Genomic DNA, 20,746 nt, shown 5'->3' with positions numbered 1-20,746 from the left:
GAGGTTGGTGCGGGCCGGGGGGGGGCCGGTGGGGGTGGGGGTGGGGGTGGTGAGGCTGGCGGTGGCGGCGTCTCGGGCGGTGGCGGCGGGAAGCAGGCGGCCGGAGCGGTAGCCGATGCCGATGCCGGCGATCAGCACGAAGATCGCGCCGAAGGTCTGCAACGAGCCGACCAGCGCGCCGCCGAGGCCGAGCAGCGGGGCGGCGATCATCAGCATCGCCCCGTCGCCGATGGCGAAGACACCACTGCGGGCCACCGCCCAGCCGGTGAGCAGCCATCCCGCGCTGTAGCAGGTGGCCCCGACCAGCACCAGCATCCGGGCGGTGGTGCCGAAGACCGGGGCCTGCTCGGTCAGGCCGGCGAAGGGCAGCATCAGCACCGTGCCGCCGATGCTGGCCAGCAGGCCCGCCACCGCGCCCCGCCGGCTGCGGGTGGCCGCGAGCAGGCCGGTGAGCGCGAGCAGGGCGAGCAGCCCCAGCCAGATCGCGGCCACCCAGCCGAGCAGGTAGAGCGGTCGGCCGTCGGCCGGGTACGGGTCGTTGCCGACCCCGCCGTCGCTGGCCATCGCCACCAGCCCGTAGAGCACCGCGTACGCGGGCAGCAGCCAGACCGAGGCGCGGGACAGCCGGCGCAGTGACCAGGCCCAACTGGCGTCGGTGGCAGGCGCGGCCGGGCCGGGGTCGCCGACGAAGGGCAGCACCCCGAAGCCGCCACCGGTCCGCCGGGTGCCCAGCGGCCCTGCCGGGTCGTGTGCGCCGGGAACCGGGGTACGGGAGAACAGGTCCTTCATGCCTCACCTCGTCCGCTCGGACGGGCGACACGCAAGGCAGCGCCCGTCTGCTCCGACGGGTGGGCCGGAACGCGTCACCCGTCTGCTCCGACGGGGGGCATGCGACGCATCGGCGCCCCGGTCCCTGACCACCACCCGTCCCTCAGGACCGATCGTGGCAGGCACCGGGGCACCGGATGAGCGTTTCTCGCATTTGCCGCCCGGGGTGGGCGGCGTCGGGGTCAGGCCCGTTCGCGCTGGTCGGCCGGGTCGCTGACCAGACTGGCCGGGGAGACCGGCTCGGGTGCCGGCAGCCCCTGCGGCACCTTGCCGCCGGTGGCCTGCGCCTCCGCGACGCGTACCTCGTCGTGGATCTGCTGGGCGGCGATGGCCGCCGCCTGGGCCGCCTCGGCGGCCTCCCGCTCGACCTCGCCGGCGCTGTGCTTGGCCTCCGGGGCCGGCTCGTCGCCGACCATCCGGCTGAGCCCACCCAGCGCACCGCCCATGCCCTCCAGGGCCTTGGTCAGCTCGGTCGGGATGATCCAGACCTTGTTGGCCGTGCCGTTGGCGATCTGCGGCAGCGCCTGGAGGTATTGGTAGGCCAGCACCTTCTGGCTCGGATTGGCGGTGTGGATCGCGTCGAAGACGGTCCGGATCGCCTTGGCCTGGCCTTCGGCCTGGAGGATCCGGGCCTGCCGGTCACCGTCGGCGCGCAGCACCGCGGACTGCTTGTCACCCTCGGCGGTGAGGATCTGCGACTGCTTGTGCCCCTCGGCGGTGAGGATCGCCGCCCGGCGGTCCCGCTCGGCACGCATCTGCTTCTCCATCGAGTCGCGGATGCTCGCCGGTGGCTCGATCGCCTTGATCTCCACCCGGGTGACCTTGATGCCCCACCGGCCGGTGGTCTCGTCGAGCACGCCGGAGAGGTGCCTGTTGATCTCCTCGCGGCTGGTCAGCGCCCGCTCCAGGTCGAGCGAACCGATCACGTTACGCAACGTGGTGACGGTCAGCTGCTCGATCGCCTGGATGAAGTTGGCGATCTCGTAGGTGGCCCGGACCGCGTCGACCACCTTGTAGTAGAGGACGGTGTCGATCGACACCACCAGGTTGTCGGAGGTGATCACCGGCTGCGGCGGGAAGCTGACCACCTGCTCCCGCATGTCGACCTTGGTACGCACCGCGTCCACGAACGGGACCAGCAGGTTCAGGCCGGGGTTCAGGGTGCGCTTGTACTTGCCGAGTCGCTCCACCACGTCCTGACGCTGCTGCGGCACGATGCGTACCGCCTTCGCCAGCGTCACCACCATGATCAACGCCACGGCCACCAACAGGACCGCTAGAAATTCCATACCGTCACCTTTTCGCTTCCGGCAGCTCGCCGGGGGAGGAAATGTCGTCCTGCCACACCAGGGCGGTGGCGCCCCGGACCTTTATCACCTGCACCCGCACACCGGGCTCGAAAGTCTGCGTCGCGTCGTACGGACGCGCCGTCCACAACTCGCCGTCGATCTTCACCATGCCCCGCTCGGCGTCGACCTGCTCGATCACCAACGCGGTGGCGCCCTCCAGCGCCTCCACCCCGAACGGCTGCTCACCGGTGTCCACCGACGGCCGCATGTGCCGGCGGATGGTCGGCCGGGCGAGCGCCACCGTCAACGCCGACACCACGGCGAAGACCACCGCCTGCACCGCGACGGGAGCACCCAGCGCGGCGGCTCCGGCGGCGGCGAACGCACCGACCGCGAACATGATCAGGAACAGCGTCGTCGTGAAGATCTCGGCGACGGCCAACAGCACACCCAGCACGATCCACACCACGGCGTCCACCCCCCGATCGTGACACGTCCACGCGAATCCACCCACTTCTCGTGATCAGTAAGCTCGATCCAGGCCCGTACCGACCGCCGTGGAGGAGCCGATGGTGACCCTGCTCTCCGAGACCGTCCGCCGGATCGACACCGTCGTGGCCCAGGCCCAGGCCGCGGGGCGTACGCCGTCGTTGGTGCTGGGCGTCGTGCGGGACGGGACGCTTGTCCACCTGGCCGCGGCCGGCGACCACCCGCGCCCCGACGCCGACCTCCAGTACCGGGTGGGCTCGATCACCAAGACGATGACCGCGACGCTGCTGCTGCGGGAACGCGACGCCGGCCGGGTCACCCTCGACGACCCGCTGGAGCGGCACCTGCCGGGCACCGCCGTCGGCGGGCTCACCCTGCGCCAACTCCTGGGCCACGCCAGCGGCCTGCTACGCGAGCCCGACGGCCCGTGGTGGGAGCGGACCGGGGGCACCGACCTGGCCACCCTGGTCGCCGGTGTGACCACGGACAAGGTCGGCTACCCCGCCTGGCGCGGCTACCACTACTCCAACCTGGCGTACGGGCTGCTCGGCGGGGTGTTGGAGCGGGTCACCGGGACGCCCTGGGCCGACCTGCTCACCGCCCGGATCCTCGACCCGCTGGGTATGCGGCGTACCACCTACCACCCCACCGAGCCCTACGCGCCGGGCTACGTGGTGCACCCCTGGCACGACACCCTGCGGGAGGAGCCGCGCACCGACACCGGGGCGATGGCCCCCGCCGGGCAGCTCTGGTCGACGGTGACCGACCTCGCCCGGTGGGCGGCGTTCCTCGCGGACCCCACCGACGAGGTGCTGGCCGCCGACACCCTCACCGAGATGTGCACCCCGGTGATGCTCAACGACCTGGACTCCTGGCGCGGCGGGCACGGCCTGGGGCTGGAGCTGTACCGCGACGGTGACCGGGTCTACGTGGGCCACGGCGGCTCGATGCCCGGCTACGTCGCCGCGCTGACCGTGCACCGGCCCAGCCGGACCGCCGTGGTCGGCTACGCCAACTCGTACGGGTTCCGCACCGGCCACATCGGCGGGCTGTCCCGGCAACTGCTCACCCTGGTCCTGGACGCCGAGCCGACGCCGGTCACGCCCTGGCGACCGGCCGCCGCCCCACCCGCGGCCGAACTGGCCGAGCTGACCGGCCGCTGGTGGTGGATGGGCATCGAGTACGAGGTCCGGGCCGACCCGGCCGGCGAGCTGTGGGCCGGTCGGGTCGGCAACCCGACGCTCCGGTTCACCCGGGAGGGACCGGACCGTTGGCGTGGTCGCTCCGGGGACCAGGACGGCGAAGTCCTCGCCGTGCTCCGCGACCCGGACGGGCGGGCGGTGGGCCTGGACATCGGCACCTTCGTCTTCACCCGCACCCCCGACCAGGAACCCTGACCGGATCACCCGGACGGGCACGCGGGGCCGGCCGGCGCCCACGGGTGGCCGGGCCCGCCGTGCCCGGGTCGGTCGCGGGCGTCCGGCCGGCGAGGTGGCGGGCCAGACGCAGGTCAGCCGGCGGCGGTGCGGTCCGGTTCGGTGACGAAGTCGATCAGGCGTTCCATCGCGTTGATCAGCGGGGTCTCCACGTCGGCGAAGCTGTCCACCCGGGACAGGATGCGCCGCCACATGTCGGCCGGCTCGGCCACCCCGAGGGCCGCACAGACGCCCTCCTTCCAGGGCCGGCCCGGTGGCACCACCGGCCAGGCCCGGATGCCCAGCGCGGCCGGTTTGACCGCCTGCCACACGTCGACGTACGGATGGCCGGTGACCAGCACGTACGGGGAGTCCACCCGGGCCACGATCCGGCTCTCCTTCGAGCCGGGCACCAGATGGTCGACGAGCACCCCGAGCCGGCGGGCCGGGCCGGGCGCGAAGGCACCCACCTCGGCGTCGAGGGCGTCGATGCCGTCCAGCGGCTCCACCACCACGCCCTCGACCCGCAGGTCGTCCCCCCAGATCCGCTCCACCAGGGCGGCGTCGTGCACCCCCTCGACCCAGATCCGGCTGGCCTTGGCCACCTGTGCCCGGACGTCGGCCACGGCGATCGACCCGGAGGCGGTACGGCGACGGGCGGCGGGAACCGGGGCACGGACCGGCCTTCGCAGGGTCACCGGTTTCCCGTCGAGCAGGAATGCGGCAGGCAGCAGGGGGAAGACGCGTCGACGGCCGTGCCGGTCCTCCAGCACCACCGCGCCCGACTCGAACCCGACCACCGCGCCGCAGAACCCCGAGTCGGCGTCCTCCACCACGAGATCCACCTCGGCGTCGACCTCGGGGGTGACCTTCCGCCGCCGCCAGTCGCCCGCCAGCACGTCCTCGCCGTATCGCCCCGCCATGTCGATCACGCTAACCCCCGCCGCGCCCCGGCACCTCCCGACGCGCCCACCCGCGCGGTGGGCCGGCCGGGCGACCTACGACACGGCAGTCGAGACAGGGGCGGCGGGGAGCACGTACCCTTTCGGCATGTCCTCCCCCGCAACGGGCGCGGCCACCCTGGCCGCGCGCCGGTCGAGCCGTTTCGTGGCCTGGGTACGCGCCTGGCGGGCCGGCCTGGTGCCCTTCGACGAGGTGACCGAGTCGGTCGCCGGCGACGAGGAGCACCTGGTCGCCGACGCCCCGGGCACCTGGCGGGACGTGCCGTTGCGGGAGGCCCTGCCGGCGCTGGCCAAGCTCTCCCCCGACGAGATCCGGCTGGTGCTGCCGGCCCCCGGCGACCCACGCGGGCTGCCCGGTCCGGGCGACTTCGCCGGTGCCGCGTTGCTGGCCGGGGAGGCCGTGGTGGCCGGCGGGCTCGGGCTGATCCCCGAGGTGCGCAGCCACACCTCGGGTTCGGGGATGACCTGGGAGACGGTGCTGTGGCGGGTCTACCCGCTGCCGGCCGACGCGCCGAGAGCGTCGCTCACCGCACCGGGAGCGGCCGAGGCGGAAGCCGAACTGGCCACCGCGCTTGCCGAGTCGACCGCCGCGCTGACCCGGCTCGACGTGGCCCAGTGGCGGCCCGAGCTGGCCGGGGCGCTCGCCGCGCTGCGTCGCCCGGACGGCGCCACCGACCTGCCACCCGGGTTCGACCCGCGTTCCCGGCGGCTCTTCGCCCGCGCCGCCGTGGTCGACCGGGTGCTCGCGCTGGCCGGGGAGAGCGCGCCCGGCGGGGCGGTCAACAACCACGAGGCCCAGCAGCGCGACGCCGCCCTGCGCCCGCTCACCACCGCCTGCCGACAGGCGCTGGTCGCCGCCTGCAACGCCCCGCTCCGCCCCTGACCGCACGCCGCTGACCCCGCACGGCTCCTGACCCCGCACGCCCGTGACCGCACCCGTGCCGCCCGTCCCACCGCCGCGCGCTGACCGGGTCGGTTCCGGCACCGGTTCGTGCCGCCGGACCGCCGTGGCTCAGATCTCGTCGATCAGGTCGAGCACCGAGTCGACGATCCGGGACGGCCGGTACGGGTAACGCTCCGTCTCGGCCCGGGTGCTGATCCCGGTGAGCACCAGGATCGTCTCCAACCCGGCCTCCAGTCCACACAGGATGTCGGTGTCCATCCGGTCGCCGATCATCGCGGTGCTCTCCGAGTGCGCGTTGATGGTGTTCAGCGCCGAGCGCATCATCATCGGGTTCGGCTTGCCGACGAAGTACGGCTCCACCCCGGTCGCCTTGGAGATCATCGCGGCGACCGAGCCGGCGGCGGGCAGCGCGCCCTCCACCGACGGGCCGGTGACGTCCGGGTTGGTGCAGATGAACCGCGCCCCGTCGTTGATCAGCCGGACCGCCTTGGTGATCGCCTCGAAGCTGTAGGTGCGGGTCTCCCCCAGCACCACGTAGTCCGGGGCGAAGTCGGTCAGCACGTAGCCGACAGCGTGCAGCGCGGTGGTCAGCCCCGCCTCCCCGATCACGTACGCGGTGCCACCCGGCCGCTGGTCGGCGAGGAACTGGGCGGTGGCCAGCGCCGCCGTCCAGATCGCCTCCTCGGGCACCTCGAAACCCATCCGGGTGAGCCGGGCCTGGAGGTCACGCGGGGTGTAGATCGAGTTGTTGGTCAGCACCAGGAAGGGTTTGCCGGACGACCGGAGCCGGTTGATGAACTCCGGCGCGCCGGGAACCGGCTGCCCCTCGTGCACCAGCACGCCGTCCATGTCGGTGAGCCAGCTCTGTACCGGTCTGCGGTCAAGCATCTGTCGTCCCAAGGGGGTGTCGGAGCGGGCGGGTCGTCATCAGGGGCGGCGGGCGGCCGACACGCAGCACGGGGTCGGACAGGTGTCCCACATGGGCAGCTCACCGAGGCGACGGCGAAGCCGTTCCCCGTCGGGCGTGGTGCGTTCGGCCACCAGTTCGCGGACCATGGTCACGAACCTCGGATCGGTGCCGGGGGTGCCGGCGCGGACGAAGTCCAGGCCGAGCTGCGTGGCCGTCTCCGACGCCTCGGTGTCGAGATCCCAGACCACCTCCAGGTGATCGGAGACGAACCCGATCGGGCTGACCACCACCCCGGTCACGCCCTGCCCGGCGAGGGCGGTCAGGTGGTCGTTGACGTCCGGCTCCAGCCACGGGACCTGGGGCGGGCCGGAGCGGCTCTGCCAGACCAGGTCGTACGGCAGGTCGGGCGCGGCGGCGGCGTGCACCAGGCGGGCGGTCTCGGCCAACTGCGCGGTGTACCGGCCGCCCTGCGGGCCTGCGGTGGCCGCCGCCGAGCTGGGAATGGAGTGCGCGGTGAAGACCAGCCGGGTGGTGTCCCGCCGCGCCGGGTCGAGCTTGCCCAGCGCCGCGCGCACCGCGTCGGCGTGCGGCTCGACGAAGCCGGGATGATCCCAGAACTGCCGCAGCTTCTCGATCACCGGGGCGTCCGGGCCGACGGCGGCGCGCGCGGCGGCGATGTCCTCCTGGTACTGCCGGCAGGACGAGTAACCGCCGTAGGCGCTGGTGACGAAGGCGAGCGCCCGGGTGATCCCGTCGCCGCGCATGTGTTCCACTGTGTCGGCGAGCATCGGATCCCAGTTCCGGTTGCCCCAGTAGACCGGCAGGTCGACGTCGTGGGCGGCGAAGTCCGCCCGGATCGCGGCGAGCAGCTCACGGCACTGCTCGTTGATCGGGGAGACCCCGCCGAAGTGCAGGTAGTGCTCGGCGACCTCGGCCAGCCGTTCGGGCGGCACCCCCCGCCCCCGGGTCACGTTCTGGAGGAAGGGCAGCACGTCCTCGGGCCGCTCCGGGCCACCGAAGGAGACCAGCACCAATGCGTCGTACGACATGGGGTGCATTCTCCCCCGCGCCCGGCGACGGTCCGACGACGCCCCCTGGTCGGCGGACATGACGGAAGGGCCCCGGGAGCGGGGCCCCTCCGTGTGGCGGTCAGGCGCCGAGGACGTGGTACCCGCCGTCGACGTGGACGATCTCGCCGGTGGTCGCCGGGAACCAGTCCGACATCAGCGCGAGGCAGGCGCGGGCGGCCGGCTCCTGGTCGGTGAGGCTCCAGCCGAGCGGGGAACGCTCGGTCCACGCCTGCTCGAACTGCTCGAAGCCGGGGATCGACTTCGCCGCCATGGTGCGCAGCGGCCCGGCCGCGACCAGGTTGCTGCGGATGCCCTGCTTGCCCAGGTGCACCGCGAGGTAGCGGGACACGGACTCCAGACCGGCCTTGGCCACGCCCATCCAGTCGTAGACCGGCCAGGCCTTGGTGGCGTCGAAGGTGAGCCCGACCACCGCCCCGCCCGGCGACATCAGCGGCAGGGCCGCCATGGCCAGCGACTTGTAGGAGTACGTGGAGACCTGCAGCGCGGTCGCCACGTCCTCCCAGGGGGCGTCGAGGAAGCCGCCGCCGAGGCAGCTCTGCGGGGCGAAGCCGATCGAGTGGACCACCCCGTCGAGGCCGTCGACGTGCTCGCGTACCTGGTCGGCCAGGCCGGCGAGCTGCTCGGGGCTGGTCACGTCCAGCTCGATGATCGGCGCCTGCTGGGGCAGCCGGCGGGCGATCCGCTCGACCAGCGAGAGCCGGCCGTAGCCGGTGAGCACGACCTGGGCGCCGTTCTCCTGGGCGAGCTTCGCCACCGAGAAGGCGATCGAGGCGTCGGTGATGACGCCGGTGACCAGCAGCCGCTTTCCGGCGAGCAGTCCTGACATGTGTTGGCTTCCTCCGTACGTTCTCAGTGACCCATGCCGAGGCCGCCGTCGACCGGGATGACGGCACCGGAGATGTAGCCGGCGGCGTCCGAGGCGAGCCAGGTGGCCACCCCGGCGACCTCGTCCGGTGTGGCGAACCGGCCGGCCGGGATGACCTTGCGGTACTCGGTGCGGCGGTCCTCGGGCAGCTTGGCCGTCATCTCGGTGTCGATGAAGCCCGGGGCGACCACGTTCGCGGTGATGTTGCGGCCGCCCAGCTCCCGGGTGATCGAGCGGGCCACCCCTACCAGACCGGCCTTGCTGGCGGCGTAGTTGACCTGGCCGGCACCGCCGTAGAGCCCGATCACCGAGGAGATGAAGATCATCCGGCCCCACTTGGCCCGGAGCATCTTGGACGAGGCCCGCTTGGCGCAGCGGAAGGCACCCGTCAGGTTGGTGTCGACGACCCCGGTGAACTGCTCCTCGGACATCCGCATCAGCAGCGTGTCGTCGGTGATGCCGGCGTTTGCCACCAGCACCTCCACCGGGCCCAACTCGGCCTCGACGGCAGTGAAGGCGGCGTCGACGGAGGCGGAGTCGGTGACGTCGCAGCGGACCCCGAACAGCCCCTCGGGGGCGTCGCCGCTGCGGTGCGTGACCGCCACCCGGTCGCCCTGCTTGGCGAAGGCCTGCGCGATGGCCAGTCCGATTCCCCGGTTGCCGCCGGTCACCAGCACGGTACGGGCCACGGGTCCCCCTTCGGTTCCGCTGATCATTCCGGTCGGAGCCTAGGCGTTACCGACAGGTAACCGCTAACGGTCCGCCGTCGACGTACCCGCCGTGGCGCGGCGGCGCGGCCCGGCCGGTGCGGACCCGCCCCCGACGGGTGGCCTGCACCGCCAGCCGGTGTCGCGGCCGGGTCCGTCGGGTCACTCCTGGTCCACCGGACCGGTGCCGGCCAGTCGTTTACGCGTCCCCGGCCTCCCCGTTGTACGATGATCGGCGTCCGCGAGCCGAATGCCGCTCGCGTTTTGGGCCCCGCCGACCGCAGGAGGTGATCGCTGTGCGAGATAGCGATCCTCCCAGTCGTGGCCGGGCCCTCCGTCAGCCCCGCTGAGCCACGACTCAGTCGGTTGAGCTGACCCAGCTCCCGCTCCCCGCACCGCACCGCTGCACCCTCGGCCGTCAGCCGGAGGTTCGGCGGGTGCCGGTCCCACGGTGGAGCAGCCCGGTCACGACTTCGTGTGTGCGCCCTGACCAACCCCCTGCGGTCCGCCCGCCCCGCGGACCGTCCAGTCGCCACCGGAGCCGTTCATGAGCCGTTACGTCGCCCCCCTGAGCTTCACCCTGGCCGCCGTCTGGGTGGCCGTCGTGTTCGTGCTGGCCGGCGGCGGTCACTGACCACCACCGGCCCGCCCGGCCCACGGCGCCACCGACCGGCCCGAGCACCCGGCCCACGGCGCCACCGACCGGCCCGAGCACCCGGCCCGGGGCGCCACCGGTCAGCCCGCCCGCGTCACAGCATCCGGGACGTCCACAGCAGGCTCAGCCCGCCCGCGCAGAGTGCCAGCAGCAGCGCCACCCCCGCGTACCACTGGGTGATCTCGCGCGGCTCGGTGCGGAACCCGATCGACGAGCCCATGTCCTGGTAGACCTGCTTGAGCTCGGCGACCGAGGCCGCCTCGTAGAAGAAGCCCTCGGTGGTCTCGGCGAGCTGGGCCAGCGCCAGCCGGTCCACCGGCACCCGCTGCAACTGGCCCCCGATGTCCACCTGACCGGAGTCGGTGCCGAACGCGATGGTGGAGACCGGCACGTTCGCCGCCTGCGCCGCCGCGGCGGCCTCCTCCACCGACCGGCCCGAGGTGCGGAAACCGTCGGACAGCAGCACGATCCGGGCCGGGGGGATCCCGGCCGCGCCGTCCGCCGGCACCGAGCGGATCGCCTCCAGGCAGGTGAACACCGCCTCGCCGGTGGCGGTCGCCTCGGCCAGGGTCAGCCCGTCGATCGCGGCGGTCACCGCCGCCCGGTCCTTGGTGGGCGCCACCAGCACGTTCGCCGCCTTGGCGAAGGAGACCAGCCCCAGGTTGTAGCTGGCCGGCAGCTCACCCACGAACTGCTTCGCCGCCTCCTGGGCGGCCTCCAACCTGTTCGGCGACACGTCGTCGGCCTGCATCGACAACGACACGTCGATGGCGAGCATCACGGTGGCCCGCTCCAACGGCTCCTGGGTGTCGATCGCCGGCCGGGCCATCCCGGTGGCCAGCGCCACCATCGCCAGCAGCAGCGCGGTCGCCGCCGCGTGCCGCCGCCAGCCCAACCCCTTCGGCGCGAGGGTACGCAGCAGGTCCACGTTGGTGAACCGCATCGCGTACGCCCGGCGGTGGCGCTGCCGCCAGACGTACGCCGCGGCCAGGGCCACCACCGGCAGCAGCGCCAGCAGCCACCACGGTTGCATGAAACGGATCATCGCGTCGTCCCCCGGGTGCGGGCGTGCCGCTGGGCGGCCACGAATCGCACCATGTCCAGCAGCCAGTCTCGGTCGGTACGCAACATCAGGTGCCCGGCGCCGGCGGCGCGCAACTCGGCGGCGATCGCGCCGCGCTGGGCGGCAGCAGCCTCGGCGTAGCGCCGCCGCAGTCGCGGGTCGGCGGTCTGCACCTCGTGCAGTTCCCCGGTCTCCGGGTCCACCACCGGCAGCACCCCCACGTCGGGCAACTCCAGCTCGCGCGGGTCGACCACCTCGATGGCCAGCACGTCGTGCCGGACCCGCAGCTTACGCAGCGGCCGACCCCACTGCGCGGGCGGTGCGAGGAAGTCCGAGATCACCACGGCCAGGCCACGCCGGCGCGGCGGCCGGTTGAGCAGGTCCACCAGCGCCCCCAGATCGCCGCGCCCGGGTCGCAACGGGGTGTGCGCCACCGCGCGCAGCAGCGCCTGGGCCTCGCGCCGGCCGGAGCGGGCCGGCACCCGGGTCAGCACCCCCGGCCCGGTGGGCGGCGGCGGGGCGGGCCGCCACCGACGGGCGGGCGCGGGCGGCGCCTGCTCCCCGGTGCCGATCACCGCGCCGATCCGGTTGCCGCCGCGCACGGTCAGGTGGGTCAGCGCGGCGGTCGCGGCGACCACCACGTCCCGTTTGAGCCACCGGCCGGTGCCGAAGTCCAGGCTCGCCGACAGGTCCACCGCCAGCCACGTCTCCAACTCCCGGTCGGCCACCGTACGCCGCACGTGCGGGGTGGTGGTGCGGGCGGTGACCGGCCAGTCCATCCGGCGTACGTCGTCGCCGGGGCGGTACTCGCGGGACTCCCCCGCCTCGCTGCCCGGCCCCGGCAGCAGACCCGCGTAGTCGCCCTGGAGCAGGCCGTCGAGCTTACGGGTGACCAACAGTTGCAGCCGGGACAGCACCGCCTCGGTCCGCTCCCCACCGGCGTCGGCCGGGCGTACCGGTGTGGTCACGGCCGCTGCCCGGGCCAACCGGCGGCCGGCGGGCCGCTGACCGGCGGCGCGGACGCCTGCTGCCGGGGCGCCACCGAGGGCAGCGGGATGGTCGACATCACCCGGTGCACCACGTGGTCGGCGGGCACGTCGTCGGCGAGCGCGTCATAGCTGAGCACCAGCCGGTGGCGCAGGATGTCCGGCGCGATGTCCTGGACGTCCTGCGGCAACGCGTAGTCCCGGCCGCGCAGCAGCGCCAGTGCCCGGGTGGCCCGGATCAGGCCGAGCGAGGCGCGCGGGCTGGCCCCGTACTGGATCAGCCGGGCCACGTCGGGCATGCCGTGCTCGGCGGGGCTGCGGGTGGCCAGCACCAGCCGGACGGCGTAGTCGACCAGCGCGTTGTGCACGAAGACCTGGTCGGCCTTGCGTTGCAGGGCGAGCAGGTCGTCGGCGGTGAACACCTGCGCCGGCACGGGGGCGGCGACCCCCATCCGGTAGACGATCTCCCGCTCCTCGGCGTCGGTGGGGTACCCGACGACGATCTTCATCAGGAAGCGGTCCCGCTGCGCCTCCGGCAACGGGTAGACGCCCTCCTGCTCGATCGGGTTCTGGGTGGCCATCACCAGGAACGGATCGGGCACCCGGTGGGTCTGGCCGCCGATGGAGACCTGCCGCTCGCTCATCACCTCCAGCAGCGCCGACTGCACCTTGGCCGGGGCCCGGTTGATCTCGTCGGCGAGCAGGAAGTTGACGAAGACCGGGCCCAGCTCGACGTCGAACTTCTCGCTCGACTGCCGGTAGATCCGGGTGCCCATGATGTCGGCCGGCACCAGGTCCGGGGTGAACTGCACCCGGGCGAACTCGCCACCCACCACCCGGGCCAGGGTCTCCACCGCCAGGGTCTTGGCCACCCCCGGCACCCCCTCCAGCAGGCAGTGCCCCCGGGCCAGGAGCGCCACGAACATCCGCTCCACCATCCGGTCCTGCCCCACGATCACCCGCTTGATCTCGAACAGCGCGCGCTCCAGCAGAGTGGCGTCCTGGGCGGGGGTGGTCACCGTCGCAGATGTCTCGGGGGCCGTCCCGTTCGGGGTCGGGGCGTCGGGCGTGGTCGGCTGGGCCACCGGTCCTCCACAGCATGATCGGTCGTCGTGGCGTGGTGCGGTAACAAGACTCGCATGCCCGGCTGAGAGCCGAGGTGGGGAGAACCCGATTTCGGGCACGCCGTCCGGATCACCGAATCACTGAACGAGGCTGGACACGAAGGGGTCTGCCGCGTGTACGATTCACCCCGTCGCCGGGCGGCTCCCCCCGTGGCCGCCCGGCGCTCAAACTTCCGGTCCCGGGCGTGCCTACACTCCCCTGGTGACCGATCCCACCCCCGCCGACGAGGCTCCCGTGTGTTCGTCCCGGGGGTGTCGCGCGCCCGCCGTCTGGGCCCTGCGCTGGAACAATCCCCGACTGCACGTCCCCGACCGACGCAAGACCTGGCTCGCCTGCCCGGCCCACCGGGGCAGCCTCGGCGACTTTCTCGACGCTCGCGGGTTCCTCCGTGAGGTCGCCGCGCTCCCCGGATCGCATACCCTCGAAGCGTGAACGCTGCCGAGCCACCCCAGTCCCCGGTGAGCGCCCTCGAACCCTGGCCGGACACCGTCCGCTGGCAGCCCATCTCGACCGACCTGATCTGGGTGGAGCTGCTCCGCCTGGCGCTGGGCCTGGCAGTGCTGCTGGTCGGGTTGGCGCTGGGCTGGGCGTTGCAGGGGCACTGGCTGTTCGGTGCGGGCTGCGCCGTGGTGCTGCTCGGCGGCGGCTGGCGGGCGGTGACGATCGTCCGGGCCGTCCACGCCTGGGGGTACGCCGAGCGCGCCGACGACCTGCTGGTCCGGCATGGGCTGCTGGTCCGCCGGTTGTCCATCGTGCCGTACTCGCGGATGCAGTTCGTCGACGTCAGCGCCGGCCCGCTGGAACGCGCCTTCGACCTGGCCACCGTGCAGCTGCACACCGCTGCGGCGGCCACCGACGCCCGGGTCCCCGGCCTACGGCCGGCCGAGGCGTCCCGACTGCGTGACCGGCTCACCGCCCTCGGTGAGGACCGGGCGGAGGGGCTGTGACCGACGGTCGTCCCGGCCCCGGCGCGGCCCACCCGGCGGTCCCGGGGTTCCCGAGCGCCCCGGGCTCCCCTGCGGGGGCGGGCGGTGCCGAGCCGCGGCAGCGGCTGCACCCATTGAGCCCCGTTCTACAGGGGGCGAAGTCCCTGGCGGTGGTGATCGCCGGCCTCTCCTGGTCGACGCTGTCCCGGGTGGGCTTCGGGTGGTTCGCGGTGCTGGTGGCGGCCCTCGCCCTGGGTGCGACGGTGCTGGCGGTGGTCAGCTGGTACAACACCGGCTACCACGTCGTCGGGCGGGAGCTGCGGGTGCACGAGGGTCTGCTGTGGCGGCGTACCCGGGCGATCCCGCTGGAGCGGTTGCAGGCCGTGGAGGTGGTCCGCCCGCTGTTGGCGCAGCTCACCGGGCTGGCCGAGCTGCGCCTGGAGGTGGTCGGCGGCGGCAAGACCGAGGCGCCGCTGGCGTACCTCTCGGTCGTCGACGCGGACCGGCTGAGGCAGCGGCTGCTCGCCGTGGCCGCCGGCACCCCCGACCGGACGACCGCCGACGCGGCACCGTCGACAGGGGGTGCGGAGGCGGACGCCGCGCCGGTGCCGGCACCGACCGACCGGGAGCCGGCGGGTCGGCCGCTGCACGCGGTGACGAACACCGACCTGCTGGTCAGCCAGTTACTCACCCCGCAGGCATTCCTGCTCCCGTTCGGCGTCGCCTTCGTGGTGGCGCAGTTCCTCTCCGAGGGATCCTGGTCGTTCATCGCGGTGGCCAGCACCCTCACCGCGATGGCCGGCGTGCTGCTGCAACCGGTCCGCCGGGTCCTCGACGACTGGAACTTCCGACTGGCCCGCGAGTCCGACCGGCTACGCATCCACAACGGCCTGCTGGAGACCCGGATGCAGACCGTGCCACTGGAACGGGTGCAGACCGTCGGGGTGACCTGGCCGCTGCTCTGGCGGATGAAGGGCTGGCTGCGGCTGCGGCTGGAGGTCGCCGGCTACTCCGGCGGCGAGGCCGACGACCGCAACCGACCCGACCGGCTGCTGCCCGTCGGTGACCTGACCGTCGGCGCGGCCATCGTCGACGAGGTGCTGCCCGGGGTGCGGCTGACCGCGCTGCCGCTGACGCCGCCGCCGACCCGGGCCCGCTGGCTGCGCCCGCTCAGCGCCCGGGTGCTCGGCGCCGGGCTGCACGAGCGGGTCTTCGCCGTCCGGTCCGGCCTGCTCACCCGGCAGGTGGCGCTGGTGCCGTACGCCCGGATCCAGAGCGTGCGGGTGGTGCAGGGGCCGGCGCAGCGGCGGCTGCGGCTGGCCACGGTGCACGTCGACACCGCCGGCGGGTCGGGTGCCGCCGCGCACGACCGTGACCTGGCCCAGGCCTGGGCGCTCGCCGCCGAACTGACCGCGCGGTCCCACGCCGCCCGCCGCGCCCGCTGACCGCGCCCGCGACCTGCTCGCCCGACCCCGACCCTCCGGGCTCGGCCGCGACGGGCGGCGGCCGACCCGGCGTGGCACGCAGGGCTGGGCAGGTCAGCGACCGGCTGCCTCCGACCCGACGACGGCGGGCGTGACCGGCGCGGCCTCGGCGGCACCGGCCCGGTCGTCGTCGCTGCCGGCCCGCCGGGCGCGGCGGGCCCGCCAGGCCCGCTCGGCCAGGCCGACGACCAGGAACGTCATCCCCACGTACGCCCAGCCGACAAGTACGTCGATCACGTAGTGCTCACCGCTGTAGACCAGGGTGAAGGTCATCGCCAGCGGGTACGCCAGCAACAGCGGCCACCACCGTCGGCGGGTCGACCGCAGGAAGAACAGCACCACGAACAGCGCCCAGGCGGTGTGCAGCGACGGCATCGCGGCGACCGGGTTGGAGGCGATCTGCCCGGCGTTGAGCAGGTTGCCCGCGCCGTGCATGCCGAACTCCTTCCAACCCCGGGTGGAGATCCGGGCGACCTCGGTGAGCAGGCCGTTCTGCGCCGCCCACCACGGCGGCGCGGCCGGGTAGACGAAGTAGGTGACCAGGCCGGCGGCGCAGAGGAACCCCCACCGCCGCATGTACGCACCCCAGCGCTCCCGGCTGCGCAGCCAGAGCACGGCGGCGGCGGCCAGCGTCACCACGAAATGGGAGAAGTAGACCCAGCTGGCCAGCACGTCCCACCAGTGCACCTCGGGGCGGTAGAGGTGCTGCTGGAGCCAGATCGTCGGCACCTCGCCCCCGGTGGCCCAGCCGAACATGACCCGGTCGGCGACGATCAACTCGTACGCGTGCGGGGTACGGCCGTTGTCGGCGAAGCCCCGGGAGAGGTTGTAGAAGGCGAGCAGCAGCACCACCGGGATCCAGTCCCGGGCGAAGGCCAGGTGGCTGCGCCACGGCCGACCCCAGTTCCAGGCGACGGTGCCGGCCCAGATCCAGCAGAAGGCGTACGCCGGGTCTGTCGGCAGGCCGATGACCAGCCAGGTCACCACGAAGGCGACGCCCCAGACGGACATCGCGATCACGCGGCGACGTCCACCGGCGGGCGCGCCGACGGACTCGGACGGGACGGGGGGCGGGGGCTCAGTCACAACGGCCATCGCGGTCAAGGTTAACGGTGGGCAACGTATCGACCACCGCCGACCACCTGTCGGGTGGCCGCCGCACGCGGGACCGCCCGACGTCGGGTCGACCGGCCGCCGGTCTCCCGGCCGACGCCGGTGCCCCGCCCACTAGGCTGATCCCCATGCAGGAGCAGCCGGACGAACCCTTCCCGCCGGGGCTGACCGGCCAGGTCGAGCTGACCGTCACCGAGGCCGACACGGCGCAGGCCGTCGGCTCCGGTGACGTGCCGGTGCTGGCCACCCCCCGGGTGCTCGCCCTCGCCGAGGCCGCCACGGTGGCCGCGACGGCAGCCGGGATGCCCGCCGGCCGGACCACGGTCGGGGTCCGGGTCGAGCTGGCCCACCTGGCCGCCACCCCGGTCGGGCGGACCGTGGTGGCCCAGGCCCGGCTGGTCGAGGCCGACGGCCGACGGCTGCTGTTCGAGGTGGCGGTGACCGACGGCGACGCGACGGTGGCGTCGGGCCGGGTGGAACGGGCGCTCGTCGACCGGCAGCGCTTCGTCGCGCGGGCGGCACGGCTGTCATGACGTTCCGGTTCACCGAGATCGCCGACCGGGTCCACGTGCTGCGCGAGCCGCTGCTCGACGTCAACGTCACGCTGGTGGTGGGCGACGACGCCGCGCTCCTGGTGGACACCCTGTCCACCGCCGGGCAGGCCGCCGCGCTGGCCACCGCGGCGCGGGCGGTCACCCCACACCCGTGGACGCTCGTCAACACCCACCACCATTTCGACCACTGCTTCGGCAACGCGACGCTCGCCACCGACCCACCCCGCCCGGTGTACGCGCACGAGGTGGCCGCCGCCGCGCTCCGCGACCGGCCGGACCGGCTGCGCCGGGCGGCCTGGGAAGAGATGCGGGCGGAGCATCCCGGGCTCGCCGCCGAGCTGGCCGGGACGACCCTGCTGGCCCCGACGCACACCGTGCACACCGAGACGGTGCTGGACGTCGGCGGCCGGCGGGTGGTGCTGCGGCACCCGGGTCACGGGCACACCGACGCGGATCTGGTGGTGCACGTGCCGGACGCCGACGTGCTGGTCGCCGGGGACCTGGTGGAGCAGTCCGGGCCACCGGCGTTCGAGGAGTCGTACCCGTTGCAGTGGCCGGACGCGGTCGCCGAGCTGCTGCGGATGACCACGTCGGCGACGGTGGTGGTGCCCGGCCACGGGGAACCGGTGGACGCGGAGTTCGTCCGGGCCCAGCACGCCCGGCTGGTCGAGCTGGCCTGGCTGATCCGGGCCGCCCACACGGCCGGCGCACCGCCGGAGCGGGTGGCCGCCGACTCCCCGTTCGGTGCCCGCCCCGGCCTGGTCGCCGCCCGCCGGGGCTACCTCGAACTCGACGGCGCCCCCTGACGGCCGCCGGCTGACCGCCCGGCGTCGGCGCTGACCGCCCACCCGCCGGCCGCCCGCCGTCGCCCGACCGGGCGATCGGGCGGTCCGGCGACCGCGAGGGGCTGCGGCGGTCAGGCGGCGAAGCGGCGGCGCACCTCGTCCCGGGTGGGCATGGCGACCGCGCCGCCGGGCGACTCGCAGACCAGGCCGGCGACCCGCAGCGCGAACGCCACCCGCCGGTGCCAGTCGGCCGGCGCGGTCGGTTCGCCGTCGACGAGCAGCTCGGCCACGAGCGCGGCCATCACCGAGTCACCCGCGCCGGTGGCGTCCACCGCCCGCACCTTCGGGGCGGGCACCCGGACCGGGTCGGGGCCGGCGGCGACCAGGGCACCGTCCGCGCCGAGGGTCACCACCACCGTGCCCGCACCCAACTCCCGCAGGTACGCCGCGACCCCCTCGACCGGCTCGTCGGGCCAGAGCAGGGCGGCGTCGGCGCTGCTGAGCTTCACCAGGTGCGCCCCGGCGGCGAACTCCACCACCACCTCCCGCAGACCGGCCAGCTCCGCCGGACCGGCCAGCAGCCGGGGGCGGACGTTGGGGTCGAAGACCCGCAGGCCGGGCGCGAGCGACCAGGCCCGGCGTGCGGCGGCGAGCGTGGGCGGGCTCAACAGCACGATCGAGCCGCAGTAGAGCACGTCCGCGCCCTCGACCAGCGCCACGTCCAGGTCGTCGGCGGCGAGCAGGCCGTACGACGGCGGGTCGCCGTAGAACCGGAAGTCCGGCTCGGCCCCGGTGTGCGTGGTCACCGCCAGCGTGGTGGGTGCCGCGACGGTGACCGCCCCGGTCAGCCCGACCCCGGCGGTGGCCAGGAAGTCGCGGATCCGGCCGGCGAGCACGTCGTCGCCGAGGGAGCCGACGAACTGGGCCGTGCCGCCGAGCCGGGCCACCCCGACGGCGACGTTGAGCGGGCCGCCGCCGATCGCCTGGCGGAACACCGGCCGACCCTCGCACTCGGCGTCCAGCAGGTCGATCAGCGCCTCACCGAGCACCACCGCGTATCCCACGTCGCCTCCCAGCGCCTCGTCGTCCGGCTACCAGGCTGGCACAACGGCCCACGCCGATCGGGGCCGGCCGGGCAACCGGACCCTACCCATCGAGCAACGACTATTGCGCGGTTCGTCCGGACGTGATGGTATTACTGTGCCGGGCCGGCGCGGAGGGCTGCCGCACCCGCTCGGCGATCAGCTGGGGTCAGACGCGAGAGGCACCGGTCCGTGGGCACGGACCGCCGACGGCACTCGCCCGCCGGCCCCTGTCGGGCCGCCGGCCAGAGCCGCGACCGACGCATCCCTCACCTTGTGCGGGGCAGGCGCTCACGCCACCCCCGCGGATCAGGAGAAGCTCGTGCTCCGTTCCCGTACGGCCGCGTTGTTCACCGCGGCCGCCACCCTCGCCTTCGGGGCCGTCGCCCTGACGGTGCAACCGGAACCGGCCGCCGCGCACGGCACGCCGATCGTTCCGGGCAGCCGGACCTACCTGTGCTGGCAGGACGGCCTCTCCCCCACCGGCGAGATCAGGCCGAACAACCCGGCCTGCTCCGCCGCCGTCGCCCAGAGCGGCACCAACTCCCTCTACAACTGGTTCAGCGTGCTCCGCTCGGACGCCGGCGGACGCACCGTCGGCTTCATTCCCGACGGCAAGCTGTGCAGCGGTGGCAACACCGGTTTCGCCGGGTACGACCTGGCCCGCACCGACTGGCCGCTGACCCACCTGACGTCCGGCGCGCGGCTGGACTTCAAGTACAGCAACTGGGCCCACCACCCCGGCACGTTCTACTTCTACGTGACGAAGGACAGCTGGAGCCCGACCCGGCCGCTGGCCTGGAGCGACCTGGAGGAGCCGTTCCTCACGGTGACCAACCCGCCCCAGCAGGGCGCGTCGGGCACCAACGAGGGGCACTACTACTTCAGCGGGAACCTGCCGTCGGGCAAGTCCGGCCGGCACATCATCTACTCCCGCTGGGTCCGCTCGGACAGCCAGGAGAACTTCTTCGGCTGCTCGGACGTCACCTTCGACGGCGGCAGCGGCCAGGTGACCGGGGTCGGCAGCGGTAACAACCCCACCACTCCCCCGCCGAACCCCACCACGACGCCGCCCAACCCGACCACCACGCCGCCGAACCCCACCACGACGCCGCCGAACCCGACCACCACGCCGCCGAACCCGACCACCGCACCGCCGGGCAACAGCGACTGCATGGCGGTCTACCGGGTGGTCAGCGCCTGGTCCGGTGGTTTCCAGGGTGAGGTCACCATCATGAACCACAGCACCCGCACCTACGGTGGCTGGGCGGCGAGCTGGACCTGGCCCAACGGCCAGGTGATCTCGCAGGTCTGGAACGGCACGCTGAGCACCAGCGGGTCGACGGTGACAGTCACCAACGCCGCGTACAACGGCTCCGTCGCGCCGGAGAAGACGACCACGTTCGGCTTCACGGCCAGCAGCACCGGAACGAACGGGCTGCCCACGATCACCTGCTCCGGCCGGTGACCTGACGCTGAGGAGGACCGGAGGCCCCCGCCCGTCGGGGGCCTC

The 20,746-nt window shown here is 73.8% G+C and carries 21 protein-coding genes; 8 read left to right on the top strand and 13 right to left on the bottom strand.

Annotated elements, in window-relative coordinates; all coding sequences use genetic code 11:
- From AC0AIB_RS25640 to AC0AIB_RS25630, 3 genes are all read right to left on the bottom strand, one after another.
- Positions 1-789: hypothetical protein (locus tag AC0AIB_RS25640; RefSeq protein ID WP_465097653.1), on the bottom strand; the 789-nt coding region annotated here is incomplete at its 3' end.
- Between the two features lie 221 nt (positions 790-1,010).
- Positions 1,011-2,117: an SPFH domain-containing protein gene (locus AC0AIB_RS25635; protein ID WP_328345113.1), complete on the bottom strand. Its 1,107-nt coding sequence runs from the start codon at positions 2,115-2,117 to the stop codon at positions 1,011-1,013.
- A 4-nt stretch (positions 2,118-2,121) separates the two neighbouring features.
- Complete coding sequence (locus AC0AIB_RS25630) at positions 2,122-2,595, bottom strand: NfeD family protein (protein ID WP_328345111.1); 474 nt, start codon at positions 2,593-2,595, stop codon at positions 2,122-2,124.
- Positions 2,596-2,689: 94 nt separating this feature from the next.
- Here AC0AIB_RS25630 and AC0AIB_RS25625 point away from each other — a divergent pair, with 94 nt between their 5' ends.
- Positions 2,690-4,003: a serine hydrolase domain-containing protein gene (locus AC0AIB_RS25625; RefSeq protein WP_465097652.1), complete on the top strand. Its 1,314-nt coding sequence runs from the start codon at positions 2,690-2,692 to the stop codon at positions 4,001-4,003.
- A 113-nt stretch (positions 4,004-4,116) separates the two neighbouring features.
- Here the strand turns inward: AC0AIB_RS25625 and AC0AIB_RS25620 are convergent, their stop codons facing one another.
- Complete coding sequence (locus AC0AIB_RS25620) at positions 4,117-4,944, bottom strand: DUF3097 domain-containing protein (RefSeq protein ID WP_328345107.1); 828 nt, start codon at positions 4,942-4,944, stop codon at positions 4,117-4,119.
- Positions 4,945-5,071: 127 nt separating this feature from the next.
- Here AC0AIB_RS25620 and AC0AIB_RS25615 point away from each other — a divergent pair, with 127 nt between their 5' ends.
- Positions 5,072-5,866 (top strand): hypothetical protein, encoded by a 795-nt coding sequence (locus AC0AIB_RS25615; protein ID WP_328345105.1) that lies wholly within the window; start codon positions 5,072-5,074, stop codon positions 5,864-5,866.
- 129 nt (positions 5,867-5,995) lie between these two features.
- Here the strand turns inward: AC0AIB_RS25615 and AC0AIB_RS25610 are convergent, their stop codons facing one another.
- The 7 genes from AC0AIB_RS25610 to AC0AIB_RS25580 all read right to left on the bottom strand — a co-directional run bounded on the left by AC0AIB_RS25610 (position 5,996) and on the right by AC0AIB_RS25580 (position 13,249).
- Complete coding sequence (locus AC0AIB_RS25610; protein ID WP_328345103.1) at positions 5,996-6,775, bottom strand: HAD-IIA family hydrolase; 780 nt, start codon at positions 6,773-6,775, stop codon at positions 5,996-5,998.
- 39 nt (positions 6,776-6,814) lie between these two features.
- Positions 6,815-7,846, bottom strand: coding sequence for a ferrochelatase (locus tag AC0AIB_RS25605; RefSeq protein ID WP_328345101.1), 1,032 nt, complete (start codon positions 7,844-7,846; stop codon positions 6,815-6,817).
- Between the two features lie 100 nt (positions 7,847-7,946).
- A complete protein-coding gene (fabI, locus tag AC0AIB_RS25600; protein WP_465097651.1) occupies positions 7,947-8,714 on the bottom strand; it encodes an enoyl-ACP reductase FabI in 768 nt (255 codons plus the stop codon).
- A gap of 23 nt (positions 8,715-8,737) precedes the next feature.
- Positions 8,738-9,442 carry a 3-oxoacyl-ACP reductase FabG gene (fabG, locus tag AC0AIB_RS25595; protein ID WP_328345097.1) on the bottom strand — a complete coding sequence of 235 codons (705 nt, stop codon included), beginning with the start codon at positions 9,440-9,442 and terminating at the stop codon, positions 8,738-8,740.
- A 767-nt stretch (positions 9,443-10,209) separates the two neighbouring features.
- Positions 10,210-11,160, bottom strand: coding sequence for a VWA domain-containing protein (locus AC0AIB_RS25590; protein WP_328345095.1), 951 nt, complete (start codon positions 11,158-11,160; stop codon positions 10,210-10,212).
- A complete protein-coding gene (locus AC0AIB_RS25585) occupies positions 11,157-12,164 on the bottom strand; it encodes a DUF58 domain-containing protein (RefSeq protein ID WP_465097650.1) in 1,008 nt (335 codons plus the stop codon). Before AC0AIB_RS25585 ends, AC0AIB_RS25590 begins: the two co-directional genes overlap by 4 nt.
- Entirely contained in the window at positions 12,143-13,249 is a 1,107-nt protein-coding gene (locus AC0AIB_RS25580) for an AAA family ATPase (RefSeq protein WP_465097649.1), read from the bottom strand. The genes AC0AIB_RS25585 and AC0AIB_RS25580 overlap by 22 nt, the downstream gene beginning before the upstream one ends.
- A 241-nt stretch (positions 13,250-13,490) precedes the next feature.
- On the opposite strand from AC0AIB_RS25580, the gene AC0AIB_RS25575 reads away from it, so the two are divergent.
- From AC0AIB_RS25575 to AC0AIB_RS25565, 3 genes are read left to right on the top strand one after another with little or no spacing between them, the layout of a single operon-like run.
- A complete protein-coding gene (locus tag AC0AIB_RS25575; RefSeq protein WP_328345089.1) occupies positions 13,491-13,721 on the top strand; it encodes a hypothetical protein in 231 nt (76 codons plus the stop codon).
- Positions 13,718-14,236, top strand: coding sequence for a PH domain-containing protein (locus tag AC0AIB_RS25570; protein WP_328345087.1), 519 nt, complete (start codon positions 13,718-13,720; stop codon positions 14,234-14,236). Before AC0AIB_RS25575 ends, AC0AIB_RS25570 begins: the two co-directional genes overlap by 4 nt.
- Positions 14,233-15,660 carry a PH domain-containing protein gene (locus AC0AIB_RS25565; RefSeq protein WP_442930674.1) on the top strand — a complete coding sequence of 476 codons (1,428 nt, stop codon included), beginning with the start codon at positions 14,233-14,235 and terminating at the stop codon, positions 15,658-15,660. The genes AC0AIB_RS25570 and AC0AIB_RS25565 overlap by 4 nt, the downstream gene beginning before the upstream one ends.
- Positions 15,661-15,753: 93 nt before the next feature.
- Here the strand turns inward: AC0AIB_RS25565 and AC0AIB_RS25560 are convergent, their stop codons facing one another.
- The gene (locus AC0AIB_RS25560) at positions 15,754-16,794 is read right to left on the bottom strand and encodes a phosphatase PAP2 family protein (RefSeq protein ID WP_328345085.1); all 1,041 of its coding nucleotides are present in this window, start codon (positions 16,792-16,794) and stop codon (positions 15,754-15,756) included.
- Between the two features lie 146 nt (positions 16,795-16,940).
- On the opposite strand from AC0AIB_RS25560, the gene AC0AIB_RS25555 reads away from it, so the two are divergent.
- Together AC0AIB_RS25555 and AC0AIB_RS25550 are read left to right on the top strand one after the other, a co-directional pair.
- Positions 16,941-17,345, top strand: coding sequence for a thioesterase family protein (locus AC0AIB_RS25555; protein ID WP_328345083.1), 405 nt, complete (start codon positions 16,941-16,943; stop codon positions 17,343-17,345).
- Positions 17,342-18,172, top strand: a complete 831-nt coding sequence (locus AC0AIB_RS25550; protein ID WP_328345081.1) for an MBL fold metallo-hydrolase — start codon at positions 17,342-17,344, stop codon at positions 18,170-18,172. Before AC0AIB_RS25555 ends, AC0AIB_RS25550 begins: the two co-directional genes overlap by 4 nt.
- 110 nt (positions 18,173-18,282) lie before the next feature.
- Here the strand turns inward: AC0AIB_RS25550 and AC0AIB_RS25545 are convergent, their stop codons facing one another.
- Positions 18,283-19,215, bottom strand: a complete 933-nt coding sequence (locus AC0AIB_RS25545) for a carbohydrate kinase family protein (RefSeq protein WP_465097648.1) — start codon at positions 19,213-19,215, stop codon at positions 18,283-18,285.
- Positions 19,216-19,555: 340 nt separating this feature from the next.
- Between AC0AIB_RS25545 and AC0AIB_RS25540 the strand changes: the two genes are divergently transcribed.
- Entirely contained in the window at positions 19,556-20,701 is a 1,146-nt protein-coding gene (locus tag AC0AIB_RS25540) for a lytic polysaccharide monooxygenase (RefSeq protein WP_328345077.1), read from the top strand.
- The last annotated feature ends 45 nt before the right edge of the window (positions 20,702-20,746 follow it).

The sequence above is a fragment of the Micromonospora sp. DSM 43699 genome, assembly GCF_055517075.1.
The sequence above is the reverse complement of the archived record's forward strand: the minus strand, read 5'-3'. Positions and strand labels throughout refer to the sequence as shown.

Coding starts and splice junctions, on each gene's coding strand:
- AC0AIB_RS25620 (WP_328345107.1), bottom strand. CDS start 4,944: ATGGCGGGGCGATACGGCGAGGACGTGCTGGCGGGCGACTGGCGGCGG.
- AC0AIB_RS25550 (WP_328345081.1), top strand. CDS start 17,342: ATGACGTTCCGGTTCACCGAGATCGCCGACCGGGTCCACGTGCTGCGC.
- AC0AIB_RS25635 (WP_328345113.1), bottom strand. CDS start 2,117: ATGGAATTTCTAGCGGTCCTGTTGGTGGCCGTGGCGTTGATCATGGTG.
- AC0AIB_RS25555 (WP_328345083.1), top strand. CDS start 16,941: ATGCAGGAGCAGCCGGACGAACCCTTCCCGCCGGGGCTGACCGGCCAG.
- AC0AIB_RS25590 (WP_328345095.1), bottom strand. CDS start 11,160: ATGATCCGTTTCATGCAACCGTGGTGGCTGCTGGCGCTGCTGCCGGTG.
- AC0AIB_RS25615 (WP_328345105.1), top strand. CDS start 5,072: ATGTCCTCCCCCGCAACGGGCGCGGCCACCCTGGCCGCGCGCCGGTCG.
- AC0AIB_RS25605 (WP_328345101.1), bottom strand. CDS start 7,846: ATGTCGTACGACGCATTGGTGCTGGTCTCCTTCGGTGGCCCGGAGCGG.
- AC0AIB_RS25560 (WP_328345085.1), bottom strand. CDS start 16,794: ATGGCCGTTGTGACTGAGCCCCCGCCCCCCGTCCCGTCCGAGTCCGTC.
- AC0AIB_RS25610 (WP_328345103.1), bottom strand. CDS start 6,775: ATGCTTGACCGCAGACCGGTACAGAGCTGGCTCACCGACATGGACGGC.
- fabI (WP_465097651.1), bottom strand. CDS start 8,714: ATGTCAGGACTGCTCGCCGGAAAGCGGCTGCTGGTCACCGGCGTCATC.